The 14880-nt window shown below is 41.7% G+C and carries 14 protein-coding genes; 6 read left to right on the forward strand and 8 right to left on the reverse strand.

What is annotated here, in order from left to right; translation table 11 throughout:
- The first annotated feature begins 11 nt into the window (after positions 1–11).
- A complete protein-coding gene (gene pepT / locus FE394_RS10585) occupies positions 12–1259 on the forward strand; it encodes a peptidase T (RefSeq protein WP_319926355.1) in 1248 nt (415 codons plus the stop codon).
- Between the two features lie 67 nt (positions 1260–1326).
- Here the strand turns inward: pepT and FE394_RS10590 are convergent, their stop codons facing one another.
- The 8 genes from FE394_RS10590 to rluE all read right to left on the reverse strand — a co-directional run bounded on the left by FE394_RS10590 (position 1327) and on the right by rluE (position 9416).
- On the reverse strand, positions 1327–2448 hold the full coding sequence (locus FE394_RS10590) for a ribosomal protein uL16 3-hydroxylase (RefSeq protein WP_319926356.1): 1122 nt from the start codon (positions 2446–2448) through the stop codon (positions 1327–1329).
- A 125-nt stretch (positions 2449–2573) separates the two neighbouring features.
- A complete protein-coding gene (gene phoQ / locus FE394_RS10595; RefSeq protein ID WP_419836329.1) occupies positions 2574–4007 on the reverse strand; it encodes a two-component system sensor histidine kinase PhoQ in 1434 nt (477 codons plus the stop codon).
- On the reverse strand, positions 3997–4680 hold the full coding sequence (gene phoP, locus FE394_RS10600; protein WP_319926357.1) for a two-component system response regulator PhoP: 684 nt from the start codon (positions 4678–4680) through the stop codon (positions 3997–3999). The genes phoQ and phoP overlap by 11 nt, the downstream gene beginning before the upstream one ends.
- A 396-nt stretch (positions 4681–5076) precedes the next feature.
- Positions 5077–6447, reverse strand: a complete 1371-nt coding sequence (gene purB / locus FE394_RS10605) for an adenylosuccinate lyase (protein ID WP_319926358.1) — start codon at positions 6445–6447, stop codon at positions 5077–5079.
- Between the two features lie 52 nt (positions 6448–6499).
- Positions 6500–7126, reverse strand: coding sequence for a high frequency lysogenization protein HflD (gene hflD / locus FE394_RS10610; RefSeq protein WP_319926359.1), 627 nt, complete (start codon positions 7124–7126; stop codon positions 6500–6502).
- Between the two features lie 2 nt (positions 7127–7128).
- A complete protein-coding gene (gene mnmA, locus FE394_RS10615; RefSeq protein ID WP_319926360.1) occupies positions 7129–8232 on the reverse strand; it encodes a tRNA 2-thiouridine(34) synthase MnmA in 1104 nt (367 codons plus the stop codon).
- Between the two features lie 109 nt (positions 8233–8341).
- A complete protein-coding gene (locus tag FE394_RS10620; protein ID WP_319926361.1) occupies positions 8342–8794 on the reverse strand; it encodes an NUDIX hydrolase in 453 nt (150 codons plus the stop codon).
- On the reverse strand, positions 8787–9416 hold the full coding sequence (rluE, locus tag FE394_RS10625) for a 23S rRNA pseudouridine(2457) synthase RluE (RefSeq protein ID WP_319926362.1): 630 nt from the start codon (positions 9414–9416) through the stop codon (positions 8787–8789). The genes FE394_RS10620 and rluE overlap by 8 nt, the downstream gene beginning before the upstream one ends.
- 140 nt (positions 9417–9556) lie before the next feature.
- Between rluE and icd the strand changes: the two genes are divergently transcribed.
- From icd to prfH, 5 genes are all read left to right on the forward strand, one after another.
- A complete protein-coding gene (icd, locus tag FE394_RS10630; RefSeq protein WP_319926363.1) occupies positions 9557–10810 on the forward strand; it encodes an NADP-dependent isocitrate dehydrogenase in 1254 nt (417 codons plus the stop codon).
- Positions 10811–11445: 635 nt separating this feature from the next.
- Complete coding sequence (locus tag FE394_RS10635; RefSeq protein ID WP_319926364.1) at positions 11446–12183, forward strand: ankyrin repeat domain-containing protein; 738 nt, start codon at positions 11446–11448, stop codon at positions 12181–12183.
- Positions 12184–12414: 231 nt separating this feature from the next.
- Positions 12415–12786, forward strand: a complete 372-nt coding sequence (locus FE394_RS10640; RefSeq protein WP_319926365.1) for a putative signal transducing protein — start codon at positions 12415–12417, stop codon at positions 12784–12786.
- Positions 12787–13119: 333 nt separating this feature from the next.
- Entirely contained in the window at positions 13120–14241 is a 1122-nt protein-coding gene (locus tag FE394_RS10645) for an RNA ligase RtcB family protein (protein WP_319926366.1), read from the forward strand.
- Positions 14238–14855 carry a peptide chain release factor H gene (gene prfH / locus FE394_RS10650; protein WP_319926367.1) on the forward strand — a complete coding sequence of 206 codons (618 nt, stop codon included), beginning with the start codon at positions 14238–14240 and terminating at the stop codon, positions 14853–14855. Before FE394_RS10645 ends, prfH begins: the two co-directional genes overlap by 4 nt.
- Positions 14856–14880: the final 25 nt, after the last annotated feature.

Genomic DNA, 14880 nt, shown 5'->3' on the forward strand with positions numbered 1-14880 from the left:
AGGGGGAGAAGATGGATAGATTATTAGAGCGTTTTTTTAAATACATTGCATTCGATACTCAATCAAAACCATCAGCTAAAACTATTCCCAGCAGTGGGGGACAACTGAAACTCGCAAAAGCATTACACGAGGAACTGAGCCAACTTGGTTTTACTGATGTCATCCTCAATGATCAGGGGTGCGTTATGGCAACATTGTCATCAAATGTTGCTTGGCCTGTCCCGGTCATCGGTTTTATCTCTCATCTCGATACTTCATCAGATTTTTCTGGTAAGCGTGTAAATCCGCAAATTTTAGAAAATTACCGTGGTGGTGATATTGCATTGGGCATGGGAGACGAAGTGTTATCTCCTGTCATGTTTCCGGTATTGCATAGTTTATTGGGAAAGACCTTAATTACGACTGATGGAAAAACGTTATTAGGTGCTGACGATAAAGCGGGTATCGCCGAAATCATTACGGCAATGGTGCGTTTAAAACAAAAAAATATTCCACATGGTGATATCAGGATTGCATTCACACCCGATGAGGAAATTGGCAAAGGAGCGCATTATTTTGATGTAGAAACTTTCGGGGCAGAATGGGCTTATACCGTGGACGGGGGCGGGATAGGGGAACTAGAATTTGAAAATTTTAATGCCGCATCAGCGACCATCAAGATTGTGGGCAACATGGTTCATCCGGGGAGCGCCAAAGGTGTGATGGTCAATGCGTTATCTCTCGCAATACGGATTCATCATGCGCTGCCATCAGAAGAGACGCCTGAACATACAGAAGGCTATGAAGGTTTTTATCATTTACAGAATTTAAAAGGCACTGTAGAACGCGCCGAAATGCACTACCTTATCCGGGATTTTGACAGCGTAAATTTTGAAAACCGTAAAAAATCATTATTTGCCATTGCAGAAAAAGTGGGGAAAGGGTTGCATCCGAATTGCTATATTGAACTGACGATTAATGACAGTTATTACAATATGCACAGTGAAATGATTAAGCATCCACATGTTATTGAACTAGCAAAACAAGCTATGTTGGATTGCGGTATTGAACCCGTAATCCAGCCGATTCGTGGCGGTACGGATGGCGCACAGTTATCCTATCGTGGTTTGCCATGCCCGAATATTTTTACAGGTGGGTATAATTATCACAGCAAGCACGAGTTTATTTCGCTGGAAGGCATGGAGCAGGCGGTAAACGTTATTATGCGGATTGCTGAATTGGCGGCAAGCCATGAAAATAATGTGATATCTGCGGATTGATGATATTGATAATATTGATAATGGATAAAAAGACTAAAGGGGCGATTATCGCCCCTTTGTTCACGGATTAATCATTAAAATACCAATAACCACTATTAACCAACGCTGTAAGCAGACTGATAAATCGAACATCATCAATAGCATCGCCCAGCTGTTCGGCATTGACCTTATCATAATGACAAAGTGCATCAGCCGCATGGATGTGAGGCGTATCCATTAATTCACCATTGACGAAACACTGATCGCCAATCCGCAAAACGCGTAATCCACTCAGGCGATTTAACTCTTCCCCTTGTTTCAGCAATTCATAAATCTCATCGCTTTCATAAGGTGGCTCCGGTGGTGCAAGATCCAGCTCATGACGTGATTGAGAGATGAATTCACCGAACCAGTTATGGAAAGTTTCAGGTTGATCCAGCAATTCACGCATCATAGAACGCAGTGTGTTTAGTTCATTTGCCTGAATCTGTGCCGGATTATCACGGAGAGCCAGTTCAGGATCGCTATAGCGATGACTTCCTAGTTCATTTGCCAGCACATAATCAGCAAATCCACTGAATAACTCACGGGCATTAGGTGCACGGAAGCCTACAGAATAATTCAGTGAATCTTCAATGGCATAACCTTCATGTGGGAAACCCGGTGGAATATACAGAATATCGCCCGGCATCATTTCTTCATCAATAATTGCCTCGAAAGGTTCAACCTGTAATAAATCAGGATGAGGGCAATGTTGTTTCATTGGTATTTTTTCGCCAACCCGCCAACGTCGCCGACCTTTGCCCTGAATGATAAAGACATCATATTGATCGAGATGAGGGCCTACACCACCTCCGGGAACCGAGAAAGAGATCATCAAATCATCCATGCGCCAATCAGACAGCTCACGGAATGGTTTCATAAGTGCAGAGGAGGGAAGATGCCAATGGTTGACGGCCTGTACAAGTAGCGACCAATCTTTTTCGCCTAAATGGTCGTAGGTTTCAAACGGACCATGGGAAACTTCCCAGCGTCCATTTTTCTGACTGACCAAACGGCTATCGATTTCATTTTCCATCGCCAATCCCGCCAGTTCATCGGGAGAAAGGGGATCAATAAACTGATGGAAACCCTGTTTAATCAGCAATGGTCGTTTTTGCCAGTGATTCTGCAAAAACGCCTGCCAGTCCAGATTTAGCTGATAATCCATGGTGACATCCTGAAGTGAGGGGTGAATTTCGCGCTATTATAACGAATAGTCAACGACGATATCAGACTTGGTTGAAATATTTCTCGACTGAATCAACAATCATCTAATTATCATCGCCTTTAGTTTTATTGTTCGCGAAATACTACTCTCATCTGGGCACCACCAAGTGGACTCTCTCCAACACTGATATAACCGTCATATTGCTCAACAATTTCAGCCGCTATAGATAATCCCAAGCCCTGACCTGAGCACAGCGTATCAGCTCTCAAACCGCGTTGAAAAATCATTTCCCGCTTGTCTGGTGACACTCCTGCGCCATCATCATCAACAATGATAGTGACAGAATTTTCACATATTGAAGCGGTGACTCTGACAACTTTCTGACAATATTTACAGGCGTTATCCAGAATGTTCCCCATGACTTCCAGAAAATCATTCTTTTCACCCAACCATGTCACTTCGGGGGATACGTCCATCGTAACGTTGACGGATTTATGTTGGTATACCTTTGTTAGAGCACTAATTAATGCATCCAATAAGATTGGGACGGAAGAAATTTGCCTTAGAAGCAGATTATGATCACTACGCATATTGGCCCGATGCAGATAATAGCCAATTTGCTGGGAAATCCGATCAATTTGCTCAAGCATAATGGGTTCAGCTTTTTCAATGGTTACATTTTGGGGATGTCGTAGGGAGCGTAGCGTTGACTGTAATACCGCTAAAGGCGTTTTTAGGCTATGAGTTAAATCAGTTAATGTCGTGTGATATTTTTCATAGCGTTTACGCTCAGTACTTAATAAAGTATTTAAATTACTGACCAGCGCTTTTAGCTCTGTGGGCGGATCTTCATCAAGCTTTTCTCGTTCCCCCTTTTCTAAAGAGCGAATTTGAGCGATCAATGACTTAATTGGCTGAAGACTCCAATCAGCAGCAAGCCAAATCAGAGGGATGACCAGAAGCAGGTTGGCTATTAATACATAACCAAACCATTCCCAGACCTTTGCTGATTCCTGTATATCTTGTGGAATAGTATCAATGATGACAATCGTTAATGCAGGCCGACGATCTGTTTTGGCATAACTATTGACGGCAACAGAATAGGTTAATAATACCTTTTTATCGTCGCTTTTCTGTTTTTCTCTACCTTGATTCTTTATATGGAAAATATCTTCCTTCTCTTTGAGGTAAATATCTAATTCATATAATCCATCTTTTTTTAACCAACGAGAATCTATCTTTTTTTCCAGCTCAGGCATATTGTATTGACGCCATAGAATATTCCCTTTATCGTCATAAATCAGAGCCAATGAGAGGGGATTGATGGCAAAATCTTTAGGAGTAAGAATTTCTAGCTTGTTGTTCTCCCATGTAGAAAGTGTGAAAAATAAATTACTTTGGCTACGGAGTATAGAATAGCTAGTTTTATCAAAGCTTACCAAATACCCGACAATGGCAACAAGGCCGTATGACAATGTCAGGGCGAGAATAATAGCAGCCGTCGCCATGAGAAACCGAGTTCTCAGGGAGAAATATTTTTTAGGGAGCTTAGGCATCATGCTCTTTTACATCAAAACGATAGCCTTGACCACGGACAGTAACAATGACGTCTTCGGGCCATTCATTCAATATTTTTTTCCTTAAACGCCCCATTAATACATCAATTGTATGACTTTCGCGTAATTCAGCGTCCGGATACAACTGGCGCATTAACGATTCTTTGCTGACAACTTTGCCATTATTGCGCATCAAAGTTTCGATAATTGTATATTCAAAGGCAGTTAATTTAATATTGATATTATTAATAGAAAACTCTTTCCGAGATAGATCAATTAAAAAGGGTGGAATCTCAACGAGTTGAGAGGCCAGTCCACTATTGCGCCGCATTAAAGCTTGTATGCGAGCGCTAATTTCTTCTAAATGGAAAGGTTTAGTTACATAATCATCTGCTCCGGCATTTAATACAGTGACTTTTTCTTGCCAGCTTTCACGGGCTGTAAGTACAAGTATAGGTAAATTAACCTGTTCACTGCGCCAACGCCGTAACATGCTAAGCCCATCTTCTCCCGGTAATCCCAGATCGACAATAGCAATATCAGGATTACTTTCTTTAAGATAATAATCAGCTTCTCTGGCATTCTCCGCGGCATCGACTTGATGCCCGATATCCCGCAGTTGTACGGTTAAGTGATGGCGAAGTAATGCGTTATCTTCAACGATCAAAATCCGCATAATGATTCCTTATGCTAATTAGTAACGTTTACCAAATAAATTTAAAATAGCTAAGTAGTCAGATTCGTCAATAAAAACTAAATAAAATTATAGATATAATATTATCACTAGACTTAAGTATAGTAACTATTTGGCTTTTGTTAGTATGTTAAAGAGTGAAATATTTAAAAACAAACGTTTAGATTGAAATAACCAATGAATTTACAATCTATTTATATTGTATATAGGGTTCTGTAGTTTGCCTGGAATAGTGATCAAAAATTTCCAAAACTGATTGACAATCGTGCCATAACGGATGTAGGTCTTGCGGGAAAGTTGTTGATTTGCAGGGGAGCCGTAAATTTTGGGGTTGGTGAATATGAGCGGGATAGCTCCCGCCCATGGACATAAAAAATATTATTTTAACTTATCAACCAACGAAGCAGCATAACCAATGTAGTTTGCTGGTGTCATAGCTTTGAGGCGCTCTTTTTCTGTATCAGGAAGCTCAAGGCTATCAATAAATGCTTTCATGCCTTCTGCATCAACACGTTTACCACGGGTCAGTTCTTTCAATTTTTCATATGGTTTTTCAATAGCATAACGACGCATAACGGTTTGGATCGGCTCTGCTAAAACTTCCCAGTTATGATCCAGCTCATTCAGTAAGTGCTGTTCATTAATTTCTAACTTATTTAGCCCTTTCATAGTGGATTGATAAGCAATCAGGGCATAACCTAAACCTACACCCAAGTTGCGTAGTACGGTTGAGTCTGTCAGATCACGCTGCCAGCGAGAGACAGGAAGTTTACTGGCAAGGTGCCCCAGAACCGCATTTGCCAAACCCAGATTTCCTTCAGAGTTTTCAAAATCAATTGGGTTGACTTTATGCGGCATGGTGGAAGAGCCGATTTCCCCTGCAATGGTTTTTTGCTTGAAGTGATTCAGGGCGATATAACCCCAGATATCACGATCAAAATCGAGCAGGATAGTATTGAAACGCGCTATACAATCAAATAATTCTGCAATGTAATCATGGGGTTCGATTTGAGTAGTATACGGATTCCACTGAATGTCCAGTGAGGTAACAAATGATTCGCTGAACTGATGCCAGTCAACTTCTGGATAGGCTGACAGGTGTGCATTATAGTTACCGACCGCACCGTTGATTTTACCCAGAATTTCTACCTGCCCAAGCTGGCTGAATTGGCGCTCCATACGATAAACCACATTAGCCAGCTCTTTGCCGATGGTAGAAGGCGTGGCCGGCTGTCCGTGTGTACGTGATAGCAGCGGTAAATCCCGGTAATCATGCGCCATGCGCTTGATAGTATCAATTAATTGTCGCCATTGAGGCAGAAGAACTTCCTCGCGAGCTGTTTTGAGCATCAAGGCATGTGACAGGTTATTGATATCTTCTGATGTGCAGGCAAAGTGAATAAACTCTGCAACTTGATGCAAGGCTGGAATGTGCGCAACCTTTTCTTTCAGAAAATATTCAACGGCTTTAACGTCATGATTGGTTGTGCGTTCAATTTCTTTGATGCGCAACGCATCCTGCTCATTGAAATTTACAATAATTTCATCAAGGTAAGCGTTTGCGTTTACATCAAAAGCAGGGACTTCTATGATTTCTGTTGTAGCGGCCAGTTTTTGCAGCCAACGTACTTCGACCTGCACACGAAATTTCAGTAAGCCGAACTCACTAAAAATAGTGCGTAGTGCGCTGACTTTATCGCCGTAACGGCCATCAATCGGAGAAACAGCGGTCAGTGAGGATAATTCCATTGGTAGCAACTCCCGGTTTTTATTTAACAATATATGTTTAGCAATTGTTCTTTTAACAATGAGCAAGAATGTCTTTTGCCTGTCGGATCAGGCGTTGACGAGAAAACATGATTTGCAGGCGACTGCCGCCGACTTGCTGCCATAAAACAGCACTGCGGATACCTGCCAGCAACGTAGATCTGACTTTAGCCTGGATCAGCGTGTTACGTAATACGTCAGGTGAACCTGTAACTTGGATGCGTGGCCCTAGGGGGCTGATAACATCAACATAGATCCCTGCAAGGGCGTTTAGCATTCCCTCAGACATGGGTTCAAAATAGGCTTGTTGGCGTTCTAACTGATTAATGCGATTATTTAGCTCATTAGCAGCGGAGGAATTTTTATTCAGCCGACGTTCCAGTGATATCAAACTCAGCATATAGCGCGTAAGATCGGCTGAAACACCACTGTGTGAACCGTTGAACATACCCAACATCGCATCAAGACCAATTCGCAGGTTGCTGACATTGTTGCCAAAAACATCCAATGTGGATGCCGGATTCATATTCAGGATACTGTTGGTCATCATTTCAAGAGCATCAGTATCACACTGACCTTCATTGGCAAGTGTCTGTACCAGACGACCGGACTGGCAGATACCTGCCAGTGCCAGTGTAATGTCGTAATAATTCTTAGCCACAATTACTCCTGTATACGTTGTTCGATCACACCACCACCGAGACAGACTTCACCTTGATAGAACACGGCTGATTGACCTGGTGTGACAGCGGCAACAGGGCTATCAAAACGAACTTCAATTTTATCTTCGCTCAGGGGAACGACAGTGCAGGGAATATCGTGCTGACGATAGCGTGTTTTGACCACACAGCGAATTTCTGTTTCCAATGGTTGGAGATCAACCCAATGAAGTTGCTGTGCAATCAAACCGACAGACATCAGGCGAGGATGCTCATGACCTTGCGCGACAATCAATGTATTATTTTCTACATCTTTATCAACAACATACCATGGTTCTTCGCTGCCATCTTTAGTGCCACCGATCCCTAATCCTTTGCGTTGACCCAGTGTATGGTACATCAGGCCGGTATGTTGCCCGATAGTTTCTCCATCCACCGTCACGATTGGACCTGGCTGGGCCGGCAGATAACGCCCCAGAAAATCACGGAACTTACGTTCACCAATAAAGCAGATACCGGTCGAATCTTTTTTCTTCGCTGTTACCAGACCCTGCTCTTCGGCAATACGGCGTACTTCAGGTTTTTCCAATTCCCCAACAGGAAACAGGCTCTTGGCAACCTGCCGGTGGCTTAAGGTATATAGGAAATAACTTTGATCTTTATTGCCATCCAGACCGCGAAGCAATTGGCTTAGACCATCTACATCCCGACGGCGAACATAGTGCCCCGTTGCGATATAGTCAGCGCCTAAATCTTCTGCGGCAAATTCTAGAAACGCTTTGAATTTAATTTCTTTATTGCACAGAATGTCTGGGTTTGGGGTTCTGCCTGCTTTATATTCAGCAAGAAAAAGTTCGAATACATTATCCCAATATTCGGCTGCAAAATTAATGGTGTGTAACTCAATGCCCAGTTTGTCACAAACTGCTTGGGCATCGGCAAGATCGGCGGCAGCTGAGCAATACTCTTCGCCATCGTCTTCTTCCCAGTTTTTCATGAACAGGCCAGCTACCTGGTAGCCCTGTTGTTGCAATAGGTAGGCGGAAACTGATGAATCAACACCGCCGGACATTCCGACAATGACTTTTTTCTGGCTGTTATCTGACATGGATATATCTCACTGCGGAAAAAAACAAACGCGATACTTTAGCACGTTGGCAAACAAGGTGCATCAAACGTCTTTATGCTCTTTTTATTCGATTTTTTATTTAATGTAATCATTGGGTGAACGGTGAACCATAGCTATCCAGTATTGATAGTGGATAAGCCTTGTGTTCCAGATAACAGCGGACGCTTTCTGCAACTAGCGGTGACCGTAGCTGTGGACTGTTAAGAATTTTTTCTGCACTCAGCCAGTGGCAGCAATGGATATCGCTATCTTGTGGAGAGGTCTCCGGGATTTTTTCTATTTCAATCAAAAACAGAAAACGGATAAACGGAGTTCCGTCAGGTGCAATCCACTGGTGCAGTTTTAAAAATGCTTGTGGTTGGGCACTAATGCCGGTTTCTTCCCATAACTCTCGTTTTGCAGCTTCAAGCAACGTTTCGTTCGCCTCAAGGTGACCAGCAGGTTGATTCCACAAATACTTGCCATCGATTAGCTCTTCGACAACCAAAAATTTATTTTCTGCATGAACAATACAGGCAACGGTGACATGTGGACTAAACAAGATTAATTTCTCTCCATTCTCCCGGGAGTAATGCCCCTAGTTGTATTGAACCCATACTGAAACGGATCAGGCGCAATGTAGGAAAGCCAATATGTGCCGTCATTCTGCGTACTTGGCGGTTTCGGCCTTCATACAGCGTAATTTTGAGCCAACTTACCGGAATGCTTTTTCGTTCCCGAATCGGGGGCGTTCGTTCCCAGAGCCATTCAGGCTCTCCCACTAATTCTGCTCCAGCGGGTAGAGTGAGGCCATCTTTTAATGTAACACCGCTGCGTAACTTGTTCAGTGCCACTTCATCAGGAATACCTTCAACCTGAACATAATAAATTTTGGCTGTTTTTTTATTGGGCTGGGTTAGTTCGGCCTGCAATTTACCATCATTGGTCAACACGAGTAGCCCTTCGCTATCACGATCCAGACGCCCTGCGGCATAAACATCACTAAATGGAATAAAATTTTTTAAGGTGGTTCTTCCCATTTCATCAGTGAACTGCGGTAGCACATCATAAGGTTTGTTAAAAATCAATACCCGACGAGGACCTGTTAGCTTTTTTATTGTGTTGTTACTTTTTCTTTGGCTGAATCGGTTAAGTTGGCGTTTTTTAAAAGAGATATTTGTCATGATAAGGCATTGTGGGGAATTAGGGTGCGTATTATACCTTAAAACTGTGACCATTGGCGTTTGCAGAATATTCAAGTAGTATTGACACGTCCCTTACAAAAAATTAACAAGGCATTGCGCTTATTTGAAAGGAGAGGTTAATGGAAAGCAAAGTAGTTGTTCCGGCGGAAGGTAAAAAAGTTACTATTGATGCCAAAGGTAAATTAAATGTTCCGAATAACCCTATAATCCCCTATATCGAAGGGGATGGCATCGGTGTTGATGTTACGCCGGTCATGCTTAAAGTTGTTGATGCTGCGGTTCAGAAAGCTTATAGCGATGAGCGCAAAATTTCTTGGATGGAAATCTATACAGGTGAAAAATCCACGCATGTCTATGGTAAAGATGTTTGGTTGCCGGATGAAACGTTGGATCTGATCCGTGAATACCGTGTTGCAATTAAAGGTCCTCTGACAACTCCGGTTGGTGGTGGTATCCGTTCTTTGAACGTAGCCCTGCGTCAGCAATTGGATTTGTACATCTGCTTGCGTCCAGTTCGTTACTATCAAGGTACGCCAAGCCCTGTTAAACAGCCTGAACTGACTGACATGGTCATCTTCCGCGAAAACGCTGAAGACATTTATGCGGGTATTGAGTGGAAAGCGGGTTCAGCGGAAGCGGATAAAGTCATCAAATTCCTACAGGACGAAATGGGTGTCAGCAAAATCCGTTTCCCTCAACAGTGTGGTATCGGCATAAAGCCATGTTCAGAAGAGGGTACCAAACGTTTAGTGCGCGCTGCGATTGAATATGCCATCGATAATGATCGTGAGTCAGTGACTCTGGTTCATAAAGGCAATATCATGAAATTCACTGAAGGCGCATTCAAAGATTGGGGTTATGAACTGGCTCGCACTGAATTCGGCGGAGAATTGCTGGATGGTGGTCCATGGGTGAAGATCAAGAATCCTAAGAATGGCAAAGACATCATCATTAAAGATGTAATTGCAGATGCTTTCCTGCAACAGATCCTGCTACGTCCGGCTGAATACGATGTTATCGCGTGTATGAACCTGAATGGTGACTATATTTCTGATGCCCTTGCTGCGCAGGTAGGTGGTATTGGTATCGCACCAGGTGCAAACATTGGTGACGAGTGTGCGCTGTTTGAAGCAACACACGGTACTGCACCTAAGTATGCAGGTCAGGATAAAGTAAACCCAGGCTCAGTCATCCTCTCCGCTGAAATGATGCTGCGCCACATGGGATGGGTCGAAGCGGCTGACTTAATCATTAAGGGAACAGAAGGCGCGATTGCTGCCAAGACTGTGACTTACGATTTTGAACGCCTGATGGATGGCGCTAAACTGCTAAAATGTAGCGAGTTCGGTGACGCAATTATCTCTCACATGTAATTGATTGCTTAGCTGAATTAATAACGGGGGCTTAAGAGTTCCCGTTTTTTATTGTTACGCTTGAAACGTCAAACAGCCTGCAAAAGGTGATTGATTATGGCGTTGTTAAGGGCGAAGAATAGCGCCCTTCGCTGGGTTTTAGATGATCTTATATATTTTCTTCTTGTTGTTTATTTTTATCGGATTGGGAGATATTTGACACTAAGCGTTCTATAGGCCATTCCGTAAATGCAAATGCCCAGTAGGTTACGAGGCTAAATCCTGGCAGAGTTAAACAGATAGCCATTCTCCAGTCATAACCCGCTTTTTTAGCGATTTTATATGAAGGAATGAACCAAATTAACCATGCGATAAAAAAACAAACTCAATACAGTTAGAACGTCAAAATCATAGCCCATAAATATTACCCTCTAATATCACTAGTCAATTTTTCAATATAAATTTTAGCCAGAGTTTAAAAACACGCCTATTAACCAGCATGTTATTTTCAAAAGTTTTTCACATTTTGAAATGTATCGAAGACTACAAAGATCTGCAAGGGAATGATGAATGCCGTGAGCGTTAGCAATATTTGGCAGATGATATATATTGTCCAATAAATTAAATGTAGTTTTATATTGGTTAGTGAGGAAATAATGAAAAAAATAATAATTCTTTCCACGTTATTATTTACAACAATTAATGTAAATGCTTATGCAATAAATGATAATAACTCAGATAAATATAAAAAATTCAGGTTGGATTACACAGAAATGGTTGAACTGGCTAGTTCGCAAAGATTACCTCATAGAATTTTTTATGAGAAACCATCAACTGGAGAAAACAGCAAGTGGTTTGATGCAGTTAAACAGGGGGATTTAGATACTATCAAAAAAATGGTAGAAAATGGTCACGATATTGAGATGAAAGATACGGGGAGTCTGGATCAAACCGCATTAGGCTGGGCCGCTTTTATTGGTTATGAAGATATTGTTGATTATTTATTATCAAAGAATGCTAATTTATGGGCAACAGATAGAGGCGATGTTCATCATGCATTGAAATCAGCAGTGTTAGGTAAAAACACGAACATCGTCAAAAAAATACATAACTTAATGAAAGATCAACTTGATTTAAATGATCAAACCATTGAGGAAGATGGTGAGACGTCGGTAATGATTGCGGCAAGTAATAATCGAATCGATACCGTAAAATATTTGATTGAACAGGGTTCGAATTTGAATCTATTTACGATCACGAACGATGTAAATATGCCATCTTATGATCAAAGCGCACTGTCATATGCTTGTCAGCGTAATTTAAAAGAGATGCAAAAATTGTTGATTGATAACGGAGCTGTGCATCATAAGACCCAGAAGCCATCGTGTGATTAATATCCCAAGCCTCATTAATTAATTATTAGCGTTAGTCTATATCTTTCCTCTTTCAAGTTGCAGTGCGATCAACAAAACGGCAACTTGAAATCTGTGTATGCCCAATATATCGAAAAAGCCTTAATTTATTGAATCAATCTGGGGGTGGCATTCAATAATGAGTTATACTGATTGATAAATGAACTGATCTATGGTGTGCTTATGTGGAATAGCCATCTTCAAAGAGGAAATATGCAGTTACTGGCAAATTTTCTGTCACCGATAGATGCTCACATTATCTTAGGCAGAATGTTATCAGAAGGTATCTGCGCAATAGTTATAGATGAAAACATCGTTTGGAATAATTATATGTATTCTCAGGCACTGGGTGGTGTGAAACTGCTTGTTCATCATGTTGATATGGAACGGGCGAAAGCGATACTTTGCAAAATTGAAGATAATCACTATTTGTTAGATAACGCAGAAATCAATGTAGACAAGACGAAAATACGATCATCTCGATATCGCTCTACTGTGTTAATAAATACTTTTTTAGTACTTTTATTGTTTTTAATGACGGATATAGCATTACCTATAAAGGTGGATTCTTATTCTTCTCTGTAATGCATAAATGTATATTTTACTCTATTCCCTCTCTTTTATTTATTGTTAATTAAAATAACATTTAAAGTAATCACACATCGGAATTGGAAAAAATAAATTTAAACAAAATACTAGCAATCATTATAATACTTGAAGTATGATGCAACGACTGCAAAAAAGCAGCTATTCACTAATCCCCATTAATAACTGAAAAGGAGAAATTCACTATGACGACAATAATAATGACTCTTTTCAGGCCAGCCCATAGCTAATTACTAAATCAGATATTTCAGTATTGCTTGGCTAGGAAGGCCTGTCACACCTTTACTTTTTCATTGATCATAAGGTTGATCTATGGGCAATACTTTGCATTTGGCTGCACCGAACGTACAGCTTATCGTAACAAAAAATACTTGGCTGGAAGATAAAGCTATCCAGCAATTAGAAACAACCGCGAAACTTCCTGATATGGTCCGTGTAGTCGGACTACCTGATCTTCATCCTGGAAGAGGCTACCCAGTTGGTGCCGCATTCTTCTCACAGTCACGGTTTTATCCCGCACTTATCGGTAATGATATTGGTTGCGGTATGGCGTTGTGGCGGACAGATTTAACATTGAATAAATGGTCATTGGATAAGCTGGAAAAACGGCTTGGTTCTATTGACACGCCTCTGAAACCAGAGGATTTACCTGATGATATACCTGAGTATTTTTGTCATTCACCGGGAACTATTGGTGGCGGCAATCATTTTGCTGAATTACAACAATTGGATGAAGTTTATCAACCCGAGCTGCTTGATGAATGGCAACTGAATAAGCAGCAACTGTTGTTATTAGTACATAGTGGTTCACGTGGCATGGGGCAGATGATCCTTGAACAGCATGTTAGCGAACATGGACATCATGGGTTGATGGCATCTAGCCCGCAGGCGCAAAGTTACCTTCAGCAGCATCAACAAGCACTGGATTATGCTTTTTTTAATCGCCAATTAATCGCAGAAAGGATGTTAGGCCGTTGGCGAACTAATGGAGAGTGCCTGTTTGATATTTCACATAACTTACTTGCTCCATATACTATTAATGGTGTTGATGGCTGGTTACATCGCAAAGGGGCAACTCCTTCTGATCAAGGCTTTGTGATTATTCCGGGATCTCGTGGAGATTATAGTTACTTGGTTCAACCATTTTCTAGTGAACGTAGTTTATTTTCCCTTGCTCATGGTGCAGGAAGGAAATGGATGCGGGGTGAGTGTAAAGAACGTTTGAACGGACGTTATAGTCCTGTGCAATTATCCCGTACTGCATTGGGAAGTCGGGTAATCTGCTTAGATAATCAATTGATTTATCAAGAGGCACCAGAGGCCTATAAGCCGATCAGTGGCGTAATGGATGCTATGTTACAGGCTGGTTTGGTGAAATTGATAGCACGGCTTAAACCTGTTCTGACATATAAAACACGAGGAGGCAATGAATGAAATTGTTGCAGATCTCCTCGGCTCAAGGGCCTGAAGAATGCACGTTAGCTGTCAGTAAGGCATTGGAACGCCTGATCCAAGAAGCTCAGAGATTGAGCGTCGTCGTAGATATTTTGGAAGAAGAACGAGGGTCGCGTGCTGGTACATTGCGTTCTGTGTTGGTCGTTATTCATGGAGAAAATGAACAACAACTCTTTGAGTGCTGGAACGGCACTATTAAATGGATTTGCGAGAGTCCGTGGCGAAAAGGAATTGGCCGTAAGAACTGGTTTATTGGTGTGGCACAATTTGAACCGATGCAGGAAATAGTGGAAAGCGAAATTAGGTTTGAGACATTAAAAGCTTCCGGACCTGGTGGTCAACATGTAAATAAAACCGAATCCGCAGTTCGGATAACGCATGTTGCCAGTGGCATAAGCATCAAAGTACAGTCCGAACGTAGTCAATATGCCAATCGTCGGCTTGCTCGTTTATTGCTGGGACATCGGCTTCAGCAATATCAAAATATTCATCAAGCAGAGATCAAGGCAGAAAGGCGCTTATTTCATCATAAGATTGAAAGAGGGAATGCGGTGCGCACTTTTGTCGGGATGAAATTTATTCCCCAGAATTGATATATTCAATGGATTCCGAGCTGTA

Source organism: Xenorhabdus littoralis, assembly GCF_033949345.1.
GTDB lineage: Bacteria > Pseudomonadota > Gammaproteobacteria > Enterobacterales > Enterobacteriaceae > Xenorhabdus > Xenorhabdus littoralis.

What these genes read in the sequence shown, in the direction of transcription:
- pepT (WP_319926355.1), top strand. Translation starts at nt 12, where the DNA reads ATGGATAGATTATTAGAGCGTTTTTTTAAATACATTGCATTCGATACT.
- FE394_RS10590 (WP_319926356.1), bottom strand. Translation starts at nt 2,448, where the DNA reads ATGGATTATCAGCTAAATCTGGACTGGCAGGCGTTTTTGCAGAATCAC.
- phoQ (WP_419836329.1), bottom strand. Translation starts at nt 4,007, where the DNA reads ATGATGCCTAAGCTCCCTAAAAAATATTTCTCCCTGAGAACTCGGTTT.
- phoP (WP_319926357.1), bottom strand. Translation starts at nt 4,680, where the DNA reads ATGCGGATTTTGATCGTTGAAGATAACGCATTACTTCGCCATCACTTA.
- purB (WP_319926358.1), bottom strand. Translation starts at nt 6,447, where the DNA reads ATGGAATTATCCTCACTGACCGCTGTTTCTCCGATTGATGGCCGTTAC.
- mnmA (WP_319926360.1), bottom strand. Translation starts at nt 8,232, where the DNA reads ATGTCAGATAACAGCCAGAAAAAAGTCATTGTCGGAATGTCCGGCGGT.
- rluE (WP_319926362.1), bottom strand. Translation starts at nt 9,416, where the DNA reads ATGACAAATATCTCTTTTAAAAAACGCCAACTTAACCGATTCAGCCAA.
- icd (WP_319926363.1), top strand. Translation starts at nt 9,557, where the DNA reads ATGGAAAGCAAAGTAGTTGTTCCGGCGGAAGGTAAAAAAGTTACTATT.
- FE394_RS10635 (WP_319926364.1), top strand. Translation starts at nt 11,446, where the DNA reads ATGAAAAAAATAATAATTCTTTCCACGTTATTATTTACAACAATTAAT.
- FE394_RS10640 (WP_319926365.1), top strand. Translation starts at nt 12,415, where the DNA reads ATGCAGTTACTGGCAAATTTTCTGTCACCGATAGATGCTCACATTATC.
- FE394_RS10645 (WP_319926366.1), top strand. Translation starts at nt 13,120, where the DNA reads ATGGGCAATACTTTGCATTTGGCTGCACCGAACGTACAGCTTATCGTA.
- prfH (WP_319926367.1), top strand. Translation starts at nt 14,238, where the DNA reads ATGAAATTGTTGCAGATCTCCTCGGCTCAAGGGCCTGAAGAATGCACG.